Origin of the sequence: Enterococcus sp. AZ120 (assembly GCF_050546165.1) — a bacterium.
GTDB classification, from domain to species: domain Bacteria; phylum Bacillota; class Bacilli; order Lactobacillales; family Enterococcaceae; genus Enterococcus; species Enterococcus faecalis.
Window position 1 is genome coordinate 694,972 of sequence record NZ_CP172950.1, and the last position, 17,270, is coordinate 712,241.

17 protein-coding genes and 1 riboswitch are annotated in these 17,270 nt (G+C 36.8%); of the genes, 14 read left to right on the forward strand and 3 right to left on the reverse strand.

The annotated features are described in order from the left end of the window. The first annotated feature begins 27 nt into the window (after window positions 1-27). From IGJ46_RS03350 to IGJ46_RS03390, 9 genes are all read left to right on the forward strand, one after another. Window positions 28-858 carry a LysR family transcriptional regulator gene (locus IGJ46_RS03350; RefSeq protein WP_002373539.1) on the forward strand — a complete coding sequence of 277 codons (831 nt, stop codon included), beginning with the start codon at window positions 28-30 and terminating at the stop codon, window positions 856-858. A gap of 64 nt (window positions 859-922) precedes the next feature. Continuing rightward, window positions 923-1,795: a VOC family protein gene (locus IGJ46_RS03355; protein WP_218391461.1), complete on the forward strand. Its 873-nt coding sequence runs from the start codon at window positions 923-925 to the stop codon at window positions 1,793-1,795. Between the two features lie 274 nt (window positions 1,796-2,069). Continuing rightward, the gene (locus tag IGJ46_RS03360) at window positions 2,070-2,294 is read left to right on the forward strand and encodes a hypothetical protein (protein ID WP_002355808.1); all 225 of its coding nucleotides are present in this window, start codon (window positions 2,070-2,072) and stop codon (window positions 2,292-2,294) included. Between the two features lie 88 nt (window positions 2,295-2,382). Beyond that, window positions 2,383-3,057, forward strand: a complete 675-nt coding sequence (gene sapR / locus IGJ46_RS03365) for a two-component system response regulator SapR (protein WP_002358841.1) — start codon at window positions 2,383-2,385, stop codon at window positions 3,055-3,057. 13 nt (window positions 3,058-3,070) lie between these two features. After that, on the forward strand, window positions 3,071-4,096 hold the full coding sequence (gene sapS, locus IGJ46_RS03370; protein WP_002358842.1) for a two-component system sensor histidine kinase SapS: 1,026 nt from the start codon (window positions 3,071-3,073) through the stop codon (window positions 4,094-4,096). A gap of 147 nt (window positions 4,097-4,243) precedes the next feature. Continuing rightward, window positions 4,244-5,107, forward strand: coding sequence for a GRP family sugar transporter (locus IGJ46_RS03375; RefSeq protein WP_002355811.1), 864 nt, complete (start codon window positions 4,244-4,246; stop codon window positions 5,105-5,107). Window positions 5,108-5,147: 40 nt separating this feature from the next. Further along, window positions 5,148-6,539, forward strand: a complete 1,392-nt coding sequence (locus tag IGJ46_RS03380) for an amino acid permease (protein WP_002379190.1) — start codon at window positions 5,148-5,150, stop codon at window positions 6,537-6,539. Window positions 6,540-6,726: 187 nt separating this feature from the next. After that, window positions 6,727-8,736: a methionine--tRNA ligase gene (gene metG / locus IGJ46_RS03385; RefSeq protein WP_002355813.1), complete on the forward strand. Its 2,010-nt coding sequence runs from the start codon at window positions 6,727-6,729 to the stop codon at window positions 8,734-8,736. A 99-nt stretch (window positions 8,737-8,835) separates the two neighbouring features. Beyond that, window positions 8,836-9,111: a hypothetical protein gene (locus IGJ46_RS03390; protein ID WP_002361374.1), complete on the forward strand. Its 276-nt coding sequence runs from the start codon at window positions 8,836-8,838 to the stop codon at window positions 9,109-9,111. Window positions 9,112-9,169: 58 nt separating this feature from the next. On the opposite strand, the gene IGJ46_RS03395 is transcribed toward IGJ46_RS03390, so the two are convergent. Then, window positions 9,170-9,775 (reverse strand): hypothetical protein, encoded by a 606-nt coding sequence (locus tag IGJ46_RS03395; RefSeq protein ID WP_002383359.1) that lies wholly within the window; start codon window positions 9,773-9,775, stop codon window positions 9,170-9,172. A gap of 120 nt (window positions 9,776-9,895) precedes the next feature. Continuing rightward, the gene (locus IGJ46_RS03400) at window positions 9,896-12,118 is read right to left on the reverse strand and encodes a HelD family protein (RefSeq protein WP_218391463.1); all 2,223 of its coding nucleotides are present in this window, start codon (window positions 12,116-12,118) and stop codon (window positions 9,896-9,898) included. Window positions 12,119-12,252: 134 nt separating this feature from the next. On the opposite strand from IGJ46_RS03400, the gene IGJ46_RS03405 reads away from it, so the two are divergent. From IGJ46_RS03405 to IGJ46_RS03420, 4 genes are all read left to right on the forward strand, one after another. After that, window positions 12,253-13,023 carry a TatD family hydrolase gene (locus tag IGJ46_RS03405; RefSeq protein WP_002358846.1) on the forward strand — a complete coding sequence of 257 codons (771 nt, stop codon included), beginning with the start codon at window positions 12,253-12,255 and terminating at the stop codon, window positions 13,021-13,023. Continuing rightward, entirely contained in the window at window positions 13,020-13,604 is a 585-nt protein-coding gene (rnmV, locus tag IGJ46_RS03410) for a ribonuclease M5 (protein WP_002358848.1), read from the forward strand. The genes IGJ46_RS03405 and rnmV overlap by 4 nt, the downstream gene beginning before the upstream one ends. An 18-nt stretch (window positions 13,605-13,622) precedes the next feature. After that, window positions 13,623-14,510, forward strand: a complete 888-nt coding sequence (gene rsmA, locus IGJ46_RS03415) for a 16S rRNA (adenine(1518)-N(6)/adenine(1519)-N(6))-dimethyltransferase RsmA (RefSeq protein ID WP_002358849.1) — start codon at window positions 13,623-13,625, stop codon at window positions 14,508-14,510. A gap of 127 nt (window positions 14,511-14,637) precedes the next feature. Continuing rightward, window positions 14,638-15,255, forward strand: coding sequence for a hypothetical protein (locus tag IGJ46_RS03420; RefSeq protein WP_002355821.1), 618 nt, complete (start codon window positions 14,638-14,640; stop codon window positions 15,253-15,255). Window positions 15,256-15,305: 50 nt separating this feature from the next. On the opposite strand, the gene IGJ46_RS03425 is transcribed toward IGJ46_RS03420, so the two are convergent. Next, on the reverse strand, window positions 15,306-16,409 hold the full coding sequence (locus tag IGJ46_RS03425; protein WP_002355822.1) for an ABC transporter ATP-binding protein: 1,104 nt from the start codon (window positions 16,407-16,409) through the stop codon (window positions 15,306-15,308). 185 nt (window positions 16,410-16,594) lie between these two features. Between IGJ46_RS03425 and mgsA the strand changes: the two genes are divergently transcribed. Further along, entirely contained in the window at window positions 16,595-17,017 is a 423-nt protein-coding gene (mgsA, locus tag IGJ46_RS03430) for a methylglyoxal synthase (RefSeq protein WP_002355823.1), read from the forward strand. A gap of 66 nt (window positions 17,018-17,083) precedes the next feature. Further along, window positions 17,084-17,251, forward strand: a riboswitch (THF riboswitch). Window positions 17,252-17,270: the final 19 nt, after the last annotated feature.

Consider the following 17,270-nt stretch of genomic DNA (forward strand, 5'->3'; position numbering starts at 1 on the left):
TAATAGAAAGTTATCGAAAGGATGCCTATGTTTAAATTATTAAAGACTTTTCAAATTGTGTATGAGCAAATGAACTTTTCCAAAGCAGCTACCTGCTTATATATCTCACAACCAGCCGTTTCTAATCAAATCAAACAATTAGAAGAAGAATTAGGCTGTTCATTGTTTTTAAGAAATGGTCGACAAGATGTAGTCCCTACTAGGCAAGCAGAAGTCTTGTATAATCGTTTGCTAAATTTAGCTGATGATTGGCAAGAAACATTAACAGCTCTTCATCAGGCGAGATTACCTAAAGAAACTTGCCGAATTGCTGCGTCTAATACTTTTGCAGTTTATTATTTGCCGCAACTGATGCAGCATTTACAGACACAGTATGCAACAATCAATTTTGTTTTAGAAATGAACAATTCAGAAGAAGTAGTGGAAAAAGTTGAAAAACATCAAGTTGATTTTGGCTTTATCGAAAAACCATTAATTACGAAAGGAGCAACTCGTGAAGAAATTATTCAGGATCAATTGGTTTTAGCTGGGGACCCTGCCAATCAGAATTGGTTGGTACGTGAAAAGGATTCTGGGGTCTTTCATTATACCCAACAGTATTTAGAAGAAAGTAATCAAAGCCCAACACTCATGACGGTTAAAAATAATGAAATGATTGTTAAAATGTTGGAATTGGGCATGGGGCAATCGTTGCTTTCAAGAAAGGCGATTACTGAAAAAATCCCCTTCCAAACGTTAGGTGAAAAGTATTGGCGTTCCTTTTATTTTTTGACACGGGGACATTTAAAATCCTCCTTGCTTCAAGAAGTAAAACAAGCAATTTATCGATTCTATCAGACGGAAATGAATAAATACTAAAACGTTCTCTTTGTTTATTTATCAATCTTTGACTACACTAAAGAAAACGAAGGAGGGAACCACAATGCCTAAATTTTCACCTTGTTTATGGTTTGACACACAAGCGGAAGAAGCTGCTAACTTCTATACAACAATCTTTGAAAAAGGTGCGATTCTAAGTAAAACGAACTACGTTAATGAGGAGCACCAACCTCAAGGAACATCATTAATGACCATTGAATTTACCTTGGCGAACCAAACAATCATTGGTTTAAATGGCGGACCAGAATTTTCCTTTACGCCAGCTAGTTCATTTTTTGTTGAATGTAAAACATTATCACAAACAGAAACGTTGTGGAAAAATTTAACAACAGATGGACAGATATTGATGCCTTTTGGGGAATATCCTTTTAGTCCTTTATATGGTTGGGTAGTGGACAAATTTGGTGTCTCTTGGCAAGTGTCTTTTTCAGGAAAAGAACAAACAATTGTACCAACCTTTATGTTTGCTAATGAAAAATATGGCGAAGCAGCTAAAGCTCTATCAGAATGGTTGGCGATTTTCGGTCCAGGCGAAATAATTGAAAAAGTTGAATATGAAGATGGGAACATTGCGCAAGCACTTTTCACATTACAGGAGCAACCGTTTCGAGTAATGGATGCACGAGATAAACATGATTTTGATTTTACCATGGCCTTCTCCATTTATATTGATTGTGAAAATCAGGAGGAAATAGATCGGCTATGGCAACAAGTGACTGCTAAAGGGAAAGAATGGCCGTGTGGCTGGATGGAAGATCAATTTGGGGTCAGTTGGCAAACAGGCAATCCTGAACTGAAACGTTATTTATCTGACTCAAATCCAGCTAGAGCAAATGAAGTGACCAAAAAATTGTACCAAATGAAAAAAATAGATTTAAACCAGTTAAAAGAAGTGTATGAAAAATATAATCATTAGAAAAACTGAGGTTGTCTGATCGACTACACTTCGTTACGTTGGTATCAATTCCAATACATGGAACATACTAGAGTTGAAGGGCTTGTCTTTTAAGGATCAAGACCTTCAACTCTTAAAAAAGGCTCGATTCTTGCGAGTTCCAAAGAGGCTGCTTCTATTCTGTTGTTTATCTTAAGGGTTAGGACTCTGCCGATTTTTTTATAAGATTATGCTATAATTAAGAGTAGTAAATTATTGAAGGAAAAATGAAAAGTCCAAAATAGGAAGTGGTAAAATGATTGAGTTAATTGTGTTGTTAACAGTTTTTACTTATGGAACGAACTTTGTTTTATATCTTATTTTGAAAAATAAAAAGTCCATGCCAATTGTCGAAAAAGCTTCTATTGTATTAGGAATTAATATGTCTGTGTTATTATTAGATGGTATTTTTGCTTTCGTTGGCAAATTCATCATGTTATCAGAATGGGAATTATTAGCGCCTATTTTTGAAATAGTGTAAAAATCATCATAAAGTCCTATATCCAAAAAGAATGAAGTTTGTTAGGATAAGAAAGATGAAAATTTAGAAATAAAAGAGGTGGGATTGCATGGCTAAAATCATGATTGTCGAAGATGAAACAACCATTCGAGAATTAATTAGCGAGGAATTACAAAAATGGCAATTTGAAACGATTGGAACAACCGATTTTAATGATGTATTGGATGATTTTCAAGAGGAGAATCCCCAATTAGTCTTGATGGATATTAATTTACCTGTTTACGATGGGTACTATTGGTGTCAAAAAATTCGTGAAGTTTCTAAAGTACCAATTATTTTTATTTCGAGTCGTAGTACCAATATGGATATGATTATGGCGATGAACATGGGCGCGGATGATTTTGTTACAAAACCGTTCCAGATAGATGTTTTAATTGCTAAAATCAATGCTTTGTTGCGCCGCTCTTATAACTATTCCGATACGGATAGTGAAGTGCTTTCACATAATGGCATTACTTTAAATGTGGACAATGGACGAATGGAAATCAGAGGCGAAATGATCGATTTAAGTAAAAATGAATACCGATTACTGTATCTTTTAATGAAAAAGCACGGAAAAATTTTAACACGTGAAAAACTATTGCGCGCTTTATGGGACGATGAACGTTTTGTGGATGACAATACGTTGACGGTAAATATCAATCGTTTACGAAAAAAAATTGAGCAAGCAGGGATTGCTGGCTATATTGAAACCAAAGTGGGCGTCGGTTATATGGTGCCCTAGATAGGAGTAGACAATGACCATTCTAAAGTATTTAAAAGATCGCTGGTTATTACTAATTGGTTGGTTATTTTTTCTGTTCTTAACTTGTTTTATTTTATGGTTGGCTCCTAATGTCCGCTTAGATTGGACAGTGGTTGGCTATATCTTTTTACTGCAAAGTGTTTTTTTATCGCTATTTTTAACAATTGATTATTATTTAAAACGTAAGTGGTGGCTTTCGTTGGCAACGGAAAAAGAGCCGCCTTCTTTACAAGAATATTTGAATACAGCAGAAAAAGAAGAAGAACTACTTGTCCAAACGTATATTAACGGTTTATTGCAAGAGCACCAACAAACCATGCAGCAAGCAATTAACAACCAACAGGACCAAAAAGATTACATTGACTCTTGGGTTCATGAAATCAAAGTCCCCCTAGCGGCTATCACGTTACTGGTACAATCTGTCGAAGATGATATTCCAGAGAAAAAATATTATCTATTGGAAAATGAGTTAGGTAAAATTGATGAATATGTCGAGCAAGTCCTATATTATGCTAGACTGGACAGCTTTTCTCGAGATTATTTACTCCAAGAATATTCTTTAAAAGAAATTGTGCAATCTGTTGTTCGTACGCAAGCAAATTATTTTATCCAAAAAAGATTGCAATTCTCAATTGAAGGGGAAGATGAAGCGGTTTTAACCGACCGAAAATGGGTCATTTTTATTTTCCGCCAATTATTAAGTAATGCAGTCAAGTATACGCCAGAAGGCGGCACGATTACGGTTCTAATTTCCAAAAATAAACAAGGTATTTATTTATCTTTAAAAGATTCTGGGATTGGCATTCCGATGCAAGATCAACGACGCATTTTCGATAAAGGATTTACTGGTGAAAACGGGCGAAAAAGCGAACAGCATTCGACTGGTCTTGGTCTGTATTTGGCTCATAGCTTAGCGAAAAAGTTAGGTCATGATTTAACAGTCGAATCGACAGAAGGGCAAGGTACGACGATGACATTGTTTTTCCCTTCCCTCAGTTATTATAATGAAGTGAAATAAAAAGTAGGTCTATCAGCAAATTAAAGAGGTGATAGGCCTTTTTTTATTTATTAAAACTTTCTTGCTAACTTCTCTTACTCTTCTTAGTTGTTTAGAAAACGTTTTTATTGTTAGAATGAAATGAAATAAATTTGTTAGGAGAATATTATGAGTTTACTTATCGCTTTAGTGCCCATGATTGCGTGGGGCAGTATTGGTTTAGTCAGCGGTAAAATTGGTGGAAGCGCCAATCAACAAACGTTAGGTATGACAATCGGCGCATTACTATTTTCAATTGTTGTCTTTTTTGTCATCCAGCCTACGTTGACGACAGCCACATTAATTGTTGGATTTATATCTGGTTTATTCTGGAGTTTGGGACAGAATCAACAATTTCATAGCATGAAATATATGGGCGTTTCAGTTGGCTTACCAATTTCAACTGGGATGCAGTTAGTTGTTAATACCGTTGCAGGGGCTGTTTTTTTCCATGAATGGACAAAAACAAAAGACTTTGTTGTGGGCTTTATCGCTTTGGCCTTTTTAGTTTTTGGGGTGTATTTAACAGCTCGACAAGATGATGACAGTCAACCGAAAACCTCAAACAGTATGTTAGATTTTAATAAAGGGATTCGGGCCTTGATTTTCTCAACAGTTGGGTATGGCGTCTATACCATCATTATTAATGCCACTGGTTTAGATCCGTGGGGAATTATTTTGCCACAAAGTATTGGTATGTTAGTGGGGGCTAGTTTCTTTGCCTTCAAAAAAGTCAAAGTTGATCGTTTTGTTTGGATGAATATGACGACGGGTCTGCTTTGGGGCTTAGGAAATATTTGTATGTTATTAACCATGCGTGAAATTGGCTTAGCTATTAGCTTCTCTTTATCACAAATGGGGATTATTATTTCGACTCTTGGGGGCATCTTCCTTTTAGGCGAAAGAAAATCAAAAAAAGAAATGTTTTATGTTATTTTTGGTTGCATTTTTGTTATTCTAGGTGGTATTCTTTTAGGGTATATGAAAGCGTAAATAGTTTATTTACGCTTATTTTTTTTACGGGGGTAAACACATGTCTATTTTCAGAAAAAAAGAAATCACTGTGCCTGTCAATGACAGTGGTGGGATGAAAAAAAATCTTAAGACGATGGACTTAATTTTTCTAGGAATTGGGGCTGTAGTAGGAACAGGGATTTTTGTTGTGACAGGTGTCGCAGCGGAACGCTATGCAGGTCCAGGGCTCGTCTTATCATTTCTGGTAGCAGCAGCCGCGATTATTTTATCTGGTTTATGCTATGCAGAATTTGCATCACGTATTCCGGTCATTGGTGGGCCGTATGCCTACATGTATGTGGTCTTTGGAGAAATTGTGGCTTGGATGACTGGTTGGATGATTATTTGTGAGTTTTTCTTGGCGGTTTCATCCGTTGCTTCAGGTTGGTCAGGCTATGTCCATGGCTTTTTGGATAGCTTAGGTTTTTCTTTACCGCAAGCGTTAAGTGGCGCTTATAATCCAACAAATGGTACATATATTGATTTGATTGCCATGTTGGTCGTTGTAGCCGTAACTTTTTGGGTATCTTTAGAAGCGAAAACAGCGTTACGTTTAAATAACTTAATGGTTTTCGTGAAGTTTGGGATTATTTTATTATTTGTTCTCGTGGGAATCTTTTATGTGAAACCAACGAACTGGCAACCATTTATTCCTTATGGTTTTTCAGGCGTTTTCAGTGGTGCTGCTTTAGTTTTCTTTGCCTTTCTAGGGTTTGATGCGGTCAGCATGGCCGCGGAGGAAGTGAAGAATCCGAAAAAAGATATTCCAAAAGGGATTATTGGTTCCATTATTATTTCAACATTGTTATATATTGTTGTTACGTTAGTTTTAACTGGGATTGTTCCATTTACGGATTTAGGGGTCAAGGATCCGGTGGCTTTTGCGATGCGCTTCATTAATCATGGCGCAATTGCGACAATCATTTCAGTTGGTGCTATTTTAACCTTATTAACAGTGACGATTGCGATGATGTACAGTTTAGCCCGTGTGATTTATGCGATTAGTAAAGATGGATTATTGCCGCAGTTTATGAGCAAAATCGATGAGAAGCGGCACACACCTAAGAATGCAACCTATGTAGCTGGATTTTTAGCAATGGTTTTTGCTGGGATTGTTCCAATGGAGATGCTGGCTGAACTTACAAATATCGTGACACTCTTTTATCTGATGTTTCTCGCTTTAGGAATTATCAAATTACGGACAATGAAAGGAGAACCGCAAGCAGGTGAATTTAAAGTGCCGCTTGTGCCGGTTCTACCATTAATTTCAATCGTGGTTTGCGCGGCTCTAATGTTCCAATTGTCTTTAGCTACTTGGCAAGTATTTGGCGTAGCCGTAGTGATTGGTTTGGCTATTTATTTCTTTTATGGACGACACCATAGTATCGTTCGTTTCGAGACAAAAGAATAAAAATGAACGAAAAAAGAGAGGAATACTTGTCAAATAGACAGGTGTTTCTCTCTTTTCTTTCTGGCATTTTCTTCATTTTCAAGAGAAAACCGACAAGAAATATAGTTTAATAATGTCTAATTATGGTATACTGTTTAGGAGTAAATCCTGAGGGTTTAGGAAAATGACTAAAGGAGGTTTTTTCTGTATGTCACAGAAAGAAACATTTTATATTACCACCCCAATTTATTACCCAAGTGGGAAGTTACATATTGGGAATTCATATACAACAATCGCCTGCGATGCAATGGCCCGTTACAAGCGTTTAATGGGTTTTGATGTATTTTATTTAACAGGTGTGGATGAACATGGCCAAAAAATTGAAAAAAAAGCTGCTGAGTTGAATGTGACACCAAAAGAGTACGTTGATAAAATGGCAGCAGATGTTCAAAAATTATGGAAAACATTAGATATCAGCTATGATAAATTTATTCGGACAACGGATGATTATCACATGGCAGCCGTGCAACAAATTTTTGACCGTTTAGTAGAACAAGGAGATATCTACCTTGGAGAATATGAAGGTTGGTATTCAGTTTCTGATGAAGAATTTTTCACTGAAACACAATTAGCTGAAGTATATCGTGACGATGAAGGCAATGTCATTGGTGGGAAAGCACCAAGTGGTCACGAAGTCGAATTAGTTAAAGAAGAATCCTATTTCTTCCGCATGAGTAAATATGCGGATCGCTTGGTACAATATTACGAAGAACATCCAGAATTTATTCAACCAGAATCTCGTAAAAATGAGATGCTAAATAACTTTATCAAACCAGGATTGGAAGATTTAGCCGTTTCAAGAACGACTTTCTCTTGGGGAATTCCATTAAAAAATGATCCAAAACATGTGGTTTACGTATGGATTGATGCGTTATCAAACTATATTACAGCACTAGGTTATGGCTCAGAAGATGATTCATTATTCCAAAAATATTGGCCTGCGAACGTGCAAATGGTTGGGAAAGAAATCGTGCGTTTCCATACGATTTATTGGCCAATTATGTTAATGGCCTTGGATTTACCATTACCGAAAAAAGTCTTTGGACATGGTTGGTTATTGATGAAAGACGGGAAAATGTCTAAATCTAAAGGAAATGTTGTTTACCCTGAAATGTTAGTAGAACGCTACGGTCTAGATGCGTTACGTTACTATTTATTACGAGCAATTCCATTTGGTAGTGATGGCGTCTTTACACCAGAAGATTTCGTTTCTCGCTTAAATTATGATTTAGCTAATGACTTAGGAAACTTGTTGAATCGAACAATTGCGATGATTAATAAATATTGTGATGGCAAAGTACCAGCCTATGCTTCAAAAGTTACCCCATTTGATAGTGAACTATCGACAACTGCGGCTAATGTTATTGGAAAATATCATGAAGCAATGGAAAAAATGGAATTTAATACGGCCATTGCAGAAATCTGGACGCTAGTTTCTCGTGCCAATAAATATATTGATGAAACAGCGCCTTGGGTATTGGCTAAAGAAGAAGAGAAACGCAATGAATTAGAAAGTGTCATGATCCATTTAGCGGAAAGCTTACGAATTGTGGCAATCTTATTGCAACCAGTCATGACAGAAACACCAGGGAAAATTTTCGAACAATTAGGCTTAGATCCAGAAACAATGAACATGGAAAATATTCATTTTGGTGAGTTCCCAACAGACGTAACAGTAACAAGTAAAGGAACACCTATTTTCCCACGTTTAGAAATTGAAACAGAAGTAACGTATATTCAAAAGAAAATGTCCCAAAGCGAAAGTGCTACAGAAGAGGATATTAAATGGAATCCAGAAGAAACAACGTTGGTTTCAACGAAAGAAAAACAAATTAAGTACGATGATTTCGATAAAGTGGAATTAAAAGTTGCCGAAGTTATTGACTGTAAAAAAGTCAAAGGAGCAGATAAATTATTGCAATTCCGTTTAGATGCTGGAGATGAAAACCATCGTCAAATTCTTTCAGGTATTGCTGAATTTTATCCAGATCCAGCTGCGCTAATTGGCAAAAAAGTAGTCATTGTGGCTAACTTAAAACCAAGAAAAATGCGTGGTCAAATTAGCCAAGGAATGATTCTTTCAGCTGAATCACCAGAAGGGAAACTTCAAATTGTTGAAGCACCAAAAGAAATGCCAAATGGTGCAGGAATCGCATAAAAGCATAAGTAGTAAAGATAAAAGGTGAATTGTAACCTTTTATCTTTACTACTTTTTTTGTATACTAGAAGAAAAGTGATTTGATGTGGGGGAAGTTTGATGGCTTATCATAAATTTAAATTTTATGAGCAACGAAAAAATGATCCTAAATGGCGTCCGTATTATTTAGAAGCTATGAGAGTAAGGGAACAAGCACGGCTAACAGTTCAACGTAGAAAAAGAAGGGCAAGAATTAGAACCTTTTTAGTGGTTGCGATACTGGTTATTTTAGTTTTTCTGTTATTGGCTCATTGGACTTATTCACAAACAAATGAACTCTCTTTCTCCAGTTTTATCGACGTCCTAAAATCGAAAATCAACGAATTTTTAAATTAAAAGAATCGAAGAAAAGCCTAGAAAAAATCATTTGCGATTTTTCCTAGGCTTTTCTATTTTAGAGTTTCACTTTTTTAGGTATTCGTTTTTTACCAAAACGGCCTTTCGTTAGGCGACTTGGTAAAATGATCAGTAAGAGTGAAAAAGGGACACTAATAATTTGCCACGTGAGTAAACGGCCTAAGCTATTATTTTTATAGAGCCACTCTAATATAAAATGCAGCCCTAAAATACTTAACAAAGCCAAGCCTGTCAGGAAATAAGGCGTTGATACCCAGTCGGTCGTTTTCAAGAGACTAAAACCTAAAGGAATTAGATAAAAGTAAGCACTTGTTAAAGTAATACGCCAACTTTTCATAACAGTGCCTAAATTAATTATAAAAAAAAGTAAAGATAGGACTAAAGCAAAAGGTGGAAACAAAGCCACTAACGCCGAATAGATGGTTCCCCAGACGAGCATTAAGGGACCTTTAACAATAGCGGCAATAAGTGTAAACAAGCCAATTAGGAGTAACTGCTGTGTCAGTGAGCCAAAGGTTAGCAAGCCAAATAAAATAAGCAGTAGCCAGTGCCAAATGGTTTGGTTTTGTTGTTTTCGCTCAATAGTTACATTTTTTTGGATAGAGGTTTTTAAAAAATTTTCTAAATCAGGTGATTGTTTCACCTTCTCACGCTCCTCTCAACTTAAGAGACAACAAACGAGTAGGTCTGCTAATTAAAAAGCAGTACCTACTCGTCTATTATAAGTGGTTTTTCTAAAAATAAAATCCGCCTTAAGTCTCAGTTACCGGGCTGCCAAGTAAGGTGTAAACCATTCAGAAAGTGTGCCGGTATAAGGTAAAACGACCCGTTTCATTCCACGAGAAATAGCAGTATACAGGATTTTTTTATCTCGTTTATTGTCGGAATAACGATTAACATTTGGGTTATGAAGAATTACATTATCAAATTCTAGACCTTTTGCCATATCAATTGATAAAACTTGCAGTGACGGATGTTCTTCCAATGAAAGAGAAGCACTAAGTTCTTTTGTTAATTGTTCTTTTTCTGCAAATGTTTTAGTAATAATGGCGGTGCTTTCTTTCGGATCAAAAGTTGCAATGGAAGTGACGATTGCTTTAAGATAGTCAGACGCAGAGTCACAAGGAATAAATGTCGGCTTTTCTCCATCATGCCGGATGGGCACAATGGTTAATTGCTCTGGTTGAGTGCCTAATGTTTGGAAGAGTCGTGTAATTTCTTTACTTGAACGGTAACTGTTTAATAATTGATACGTTCCAACAGAACGGCTGGTTTCGTTAACCAATAAATCATGAGCTTCAGAAAATTCAATGGCTGTATTAAAAATGGCTTGATTTTCATCACCAGCTAAAGTAAAACTAGCTTTAGGGAAAAGTGTCAGCAGTAATAATAATTGGGCTTCTGTATAATCTTGGACTTCATCGACTAGGATAAAAGCCATTTGCTGGTTGGCGAGATTTTCAATAAATGCATGTTTCACCAAAATAAGGGCCACAATTTCATCGGCTGTGAAAACAGCTGTCTCTTTTTGATACGATTTTTCAGTGAATAAAGAATAAAACGTTTCAAAAAAGGCCCATTGATCTAGCCAAGCATCATTTTTGATAGCGGCAGTGATGGAGCGATATTTTTTCTTCAAACGTTTTAAAGCAAAATCAGCCAGATGTTTTTCATTATCTTCGGTAATCACTGTGCCAAAATAACGAACTTGTTCAGCTTCTGTTAAATCTTGGAATTGATCCAACATTTTTTTAGAATGGGCTTGTTTTAATAGATAACGTGTCCAAAGACTGGTTAATTTTTCTTTTGTGGCTGAAATTCGTTGGCGAATACTCAAATCAGCTGGTGTTTCTTGATAAAGTTTAAAAATTGTTTCTGAAGTAAATAAGGTCTGCTTTTTAAAAGTTAAAGGACGGAAAAAATGTGTCTGCACAACCGCTTTTTCAGGATTGCTTAAAAGAAACGTTGCAAATTCTTTTGAACGAATAACGTGCTCTTGCTCCGTTGCCTCAGAGCGAGTAATGCGTTCGAAATAGTCCGTTTCTTCTTCCATTGGCCATGCTTCTTTGGTAGTGAAGCGTAAAAATTGTAAAAGAGTCAAATTCAAGGGATTTCGTTCGCCTAAATTCGGTAAAACTTGAGAAATATAATCAATAAATGTTGAATTTGGTGAAAGTAATAAAATATTATCCGCTGTAATTTCTGCTCGATGTTGATAAAGTAAATAAGCAATCCGTTGCATAATCGCAGACGTTTTCCCACTACCAGCAATCCCGTTGACTAGTAGGAGTGGCTGCGTTTCGTCACGAATTATTTGATTTTGTTCTTGTTGAATGGTTGTCGTAATGTCCTTCATATAAGGAGAAGCATCTTCTTCTAAAGAATGCAATAACACATCATCTTGAATCGCAATGGTTGTGTCAAAATAGTTGATTAATTGATCTTTTTCAATAATTAACTGTCTTTTCAAATCAAGTTGTACAGGAATGGTTTGTTGATGTGCCGTGTAGGCTGTTTTCCCTAAAACATTGTCATAAAATAACGAAGCAATCGGTGAGCGCCAATCGTGAATGCGCGTTTCTTCTTCTAAAGAAGTAAAATCGTTTACGCCAATATAAAAGTTTTCTGGCTCTTCAGGGCTGTCTTCAAAAGTCACGCCAATTTTGCCAAAATAAGGAACTTGTAATAGGCGTTTCACTTTGTCTAAATTTTTAGCCGTTGCTTCATTTTTTAAGTTCCACTGATCAATTTCACGGTTCTTCATTTCCAACATGGCAAACGTTTCTAGATTATCGGCATAACTATCAAAATTCAGCTTAGAATCGCGACCAAATTCCTCTAGCATATGTTTGCCATCTTTCATTGTGTTCGCCAATTGCTCTTCGTAAACTTTTTTAGCCGCTTGCAGCTCATGATAAACCGTTGTTAAATGCTGTTGTTCATAAATTTTTTCATCGGTCATGGAGATTCCTCCTTTTAATAACATGACTGAATAGTATACGTTACTTTTAGCATAAATGCAAGCGCTGTTTATGAGGAAATGGCGAATCTTGTCGCCTAGTCATTCAGATTTTTCAAGAAATATGATAAAGTAGAGAGGAGATAAAGGAGGCAATCATAATGATTTTTGATACACATACACATTTGAATGCAGAACAATTTAATGATGATATTCCAGAAACGATTGCACATGCCCAAGAATTGGGTGTTACAGAGATGGCCGTGGTCGGTTTTGATGAACCAACGATTGAAAAATCTCTTTTACTTAGTCAGGAATATGCCAATATTTATAGTATCATTGGTTGGCATCCAACAGAAGCGGGTAGCTATACGCCAGAGGTTGAACGACGATTACAAGAACAATTAACGTTGCCAAAAATTGTCGCATTAGGTGAAATCGGTCTTGATTATTACTGGATGGAGGATCCTAAAGAGGTGCAAGAAAAAGTCTTTCGCCGTCAAATTGCGATTGCTCGGGAAATGAATTTACCGTTTAGTGTGCATACGAGAGAGGCATTAGAAGATACCTATCGAATTTTAAAAGATGAAAAAATTTCAGATATTGGTGGAATCATGCATAGTTTCAGTGGTGATGCCGAGTGGATGAAGAAATTTTTAGATTTAGGTCTGCATATTTCTTTTAGTGGGGTCGTGACGTTTAAAAAAGCGTTGGATGTTCAAGAAGCGGCGATGGCGGTACCACTTGAACGAATGTTGGTGGAAACAGATGCACCCTATTTAGCCCCTGTTCCTTATCGTGGTAAACGGAATGAACCAGGCTATACACGATACGTAGTGGAAAAAATTGCTGAATTACGACAACTAACCTTTGAAGAAGTGGCAGAACAAACGAGAGTCAACGCTCATCGCTTGTTTCGGATAGATAAATGAAAGAAAAAATGAAAGTTGCAGAAATCATTGTCGTTGAAGGAAAAGACGACACACGCCGCATTCAAGAGGTAGTTGCAGCGGATACGATTGAAACGATTGGCTCTGCTATCAATGATGAAATTTTGACACAAATTGAACACGCACAAGAAACGAGAGGCGTGATTATTTTTACAGATCCAGACTATTCGGGCGAAAAAATTCGTAAAACAATAATGGAAGTCGTTCCTGATGCAAAGCATGCTTTTTTATCAAGAAAAGTTGCAGTGCCTAAAAAAAATGGAGGTAGCCTAGGGGTTGAACATGCTAGTGATGAAGCAATTATTGAAGCCTTAAAAAAAGTCGTAACACCTGTTCAAGCTGATGAAGACTATCAAGAAATTCCTAGACAAACACTGGTTGAATATGGTTTAATAGCGGGAGCAAATGCCAAAAAATACCGTGAATTATTAGGAGATGACCTAAGAATTGGCTATACAAATAGCAAACAGTTAGTCAAACGGTTAAGCATGTTTCGGATTACAGAAGCAGAATTGAAAGAAAGCATGACACGTATTTTAAAAGAACTTGCAAACGAAGAATAACTACATGGAGGAACAAGCGTGACGGACTATAAAGAAATTGCCACACCATCCAGAACCAAAGAAATACTAAAAAAACATGGATTTTCATTTAAAAAGAGTTTAGGTCAAAATTTTTTGACAGAGCCTAATATTTTAAGAAAAATTGTAGAAACAGCGGGAATCAATCAGCAGACAAATGTTGTCGAAGTCGGGCCTGGAATTGGTGCATTAACAGAGCAATTAGCGATGAACGCGGCACAAGTTGTGGCTTTTGAGATTGATGATCGCTTGATTCCTGTCTTAGCAGATACCTTAAGTCGCTATGATAATGTAACAGTGGTGCATCAAGATGTTTTAAAAGCTGATTTGGTCGAGACAACCAACCAAGTTTTTCAAGAGAAGTATCCGATTAAAGTGGTGGCTAACCTACCTTACTATATTACTACGCCAATTATGATGCATTTTTTAGAATCTTCTTTAGATGTAGCTGAAATGGTTGTGATGATGCAAAAAGAGGTCGCTGATCGAATTGCTGCTAAACCAGGAACGAAAGCTTATGGTTCATTATCAATTGCTGTCCAATATTTTATGGAAGCAAGTGTCGCCTTTATTGTGCCAAAAACAGTTTTTGTGCCGCAGCCCAATGTTGACTCGGCGATTATTAAATTGACGCGCCGTGCTACACCAGCAGTGACAGTGACCAATGAAAAAGAATTTTTCAAATTAACCAAAGCCAGTTTCCAATTAAGACGTAAAACATTGTGGAATAACTTAACGCATTTTTATGGGAAAGATGAACAAACAGTGGCTTGGCTAAAAGAGAGCCTAGCTGAAGCAGAAATTGATCCTTCTAGACGTGGTGAAACATTGTCTTTAGAAGAATTCGCTCGTTTAAGTAATGCTTTAGAAAAAAATAAACCAGTATAAAAAAGAACTTTCTGTTATTTATGAGAAATAACAGAAAGTTCTTTTATGTGTCTTGACACATTGCGGATGTTCAGCTACACTTGAGAAAAACAAAAAGGTGTCATGACACCTTTAGGAGGCAGTTTTAATGAAAACAAACTCAGTAAAACGTTTAACAATTTCAGCACTTTTAATTGCAATGGGGATTATCATTCCAATGGTTATGCCAAGAATTACCATTGGTCCAGCCAGTTTTACGTTAGCAAGTCACGTCCCAGTTTTTATTGCCATGTTTATTTCTCCAGTGGTGGCAATTGCAGTTAGTCTAGGAACAGGTTTTGGTTTTTTCTTATCCGCGACACCGATTATTGCTTTGCGGGCCTTATCTCATTTGATTTTTGCAGTCATTGGCGCAGTGATTTTACAAAAGCATCCAGAAATTTTAATCAATAAAGAGGGGAAATTCACTTTATTAAATGGGAAATTACAGTTGTTTAACGTGGGAATTGGAGTGATTCATTCCGCTGCCGAGCTAGTGGTTGTTTCTGTATTTTACACAATGGGCAACTTGCCAGGAACCTATTATACAGCCGGCTTCATGTATTCTATTTTTCTTTTGATGGGCGTTGGTGGATTAATTCATAGTTTGGTGGATTTCAGTATTGCCTACTTTTTAGCAAGTACCTTAAGTAAACATGTAGATATTCCAACTTTTACAGAAGCAAAACAACCCAAAGTGATAAAGAAGAAGGTTAAATTAGCATAAAGAGAAACAATCGAGGCATCCGTCATTGCGACGGATGCCTCGAGCTTTTTTTATTTAATGACTTCTTCTGTTTGAGGGTCGAAGAAATGTCCTTTGTTAATATCAAAAGCTAAGTCAATCATTTCACCAGGATGGTGGAAGTCACGAGCATCTACTTTTGAGATAAACTCTGTATCACCAATTTTTGTATAAAGCATGGATTCAGCCCCTAATAATTCAGAAACAACGACTTCAGATTTAATCACCGCATCTTTCATTGCTGTTAAAGCCACTTGTTCGCTATGAATATCTTCTGGACGAATACCGAAAATTAATTCTTTGCCTTCATAACCATGTTCAACAAGCTCTTTGTTTCTTCCTTCAGGAATTGCTAGTTTTAAGCCATGTTGGTTAGAAATAACCCCATTGTTTAAGGTAACTTTGAAGAAATTCATGGCAGGTGAGCCGATGAACCCAGCTACGAACATATTTTTTGGTGTATTGTAAACTTCTTTTGGTGAACCAATTTGTTGAATAAAGCCATCTTTCATAATTACGATTCGATCAGCCATGGTCATCGCTTCGGTTTGGTCATGTGTCACATAAATTGTCGTAGTTTCTAAACGTTGGTGTAGTTTAGCAATTTCAGCACGCATGGCTACACGTAATTTTGCATCCAAGTTTGATAAAGGTTCATCCATTAAAAAGACTTTGGCATCACGGACAATTGCCCGGCCAAGTGCAACACGTTGGCGTTGTCCACCAGAAAGCGCCGCAGGTTTACGCTGTAAGTACTCTGTTAAGCCCAGAATATCCGCAGCATTTTCCACCCGTTTTTTAATTTCAGCTTTATCATATTTTCTTAGTTTTAAACCAAAAGCCATGTTATCAAAAACAGTCATATGCGGATAAAGCGCATAGTTTTGGAAAACCATGGCAATATCACGATCTTTCGGTGCAACGTCATTCATGACTTTGTCCCCAATTGATAATTCACCTTCAGTAATATCTTCTAAGCCAGCAATCATGCGCAATGTTGTTGATTTACCGCAACCAGAAGGGCCGACAAAGACGATAAATTCACGGTCTGTAATTTCTAAGTTAAAATCTGTAACAGAATAATGTTCTGCATTGTCATATTTTTTATACACATTTCTAAGCGCCATTTCCACCATTTGATACGTCACTCTTTTCTTTTTGATTTGTTACTCATAGTTTAAATGAAAACGCTGTCTTTCAGCAAGGGAGAGTTGCACAAGAAAAAGAAGACTTTTTCGTCAAGGTGACAAAGGGCAAACACTCTCAGCGGATTTATCGATAAACTTTTGTTATAATATAACAAAGACAGGAGTTGGATAACATGAAAATCGCTTTAATCGCTCATGATCGTAAAAAAACATTAATGATCAAACTAGCAACCGCTTATAAACATATTTTAGAAAAACATGAATTGTATGCAACGGGAACGACAGGCATGAAAGTGATGGAAGCAACTGGCTTACCCGTGCATTGCTTTAAATCGGGGCCATTAGGTGGGGATCAACAGATTGGCGCAATGATATCAGAAGACAACATTGATTTAGTTATTTTTTTAAGAGATCCTCTTTCCGCGCAACCGCATGAACCAGATGTGACGGCTTTGATTCGTCTAAGTGATGTCTATGAAATTCCTTTAGCGACCAATATCGGCAGTGCTGAAATTCTTTTGAGAGGTGTCGAGGCGGGGTTTGCGGACTTCCGTGAGGTTATCCATGAAGGGGATCGTCGACCGTTAGCTTTTTAGAGAACCTTAATGGTTATTTTGACTATTTTGTGGTATATTTTATGAGGACTTTTGTCCAAATAAAATAACAGAGTAGGAGACAAAGCGTTAAGTGCTAAAAGGATGGGATGTTGCCTTTTGGACGAAGAACATAAACAGTGTGTTGCTAGAAAGCAAAGGTTCTTACTTTGCTTATCATCAGAACAACACGTTCAGCTTTTTAATGTTCGCGGTTTTGTTTTCGCATTCGCTGCATGGTTCGTCATGTAGCAGC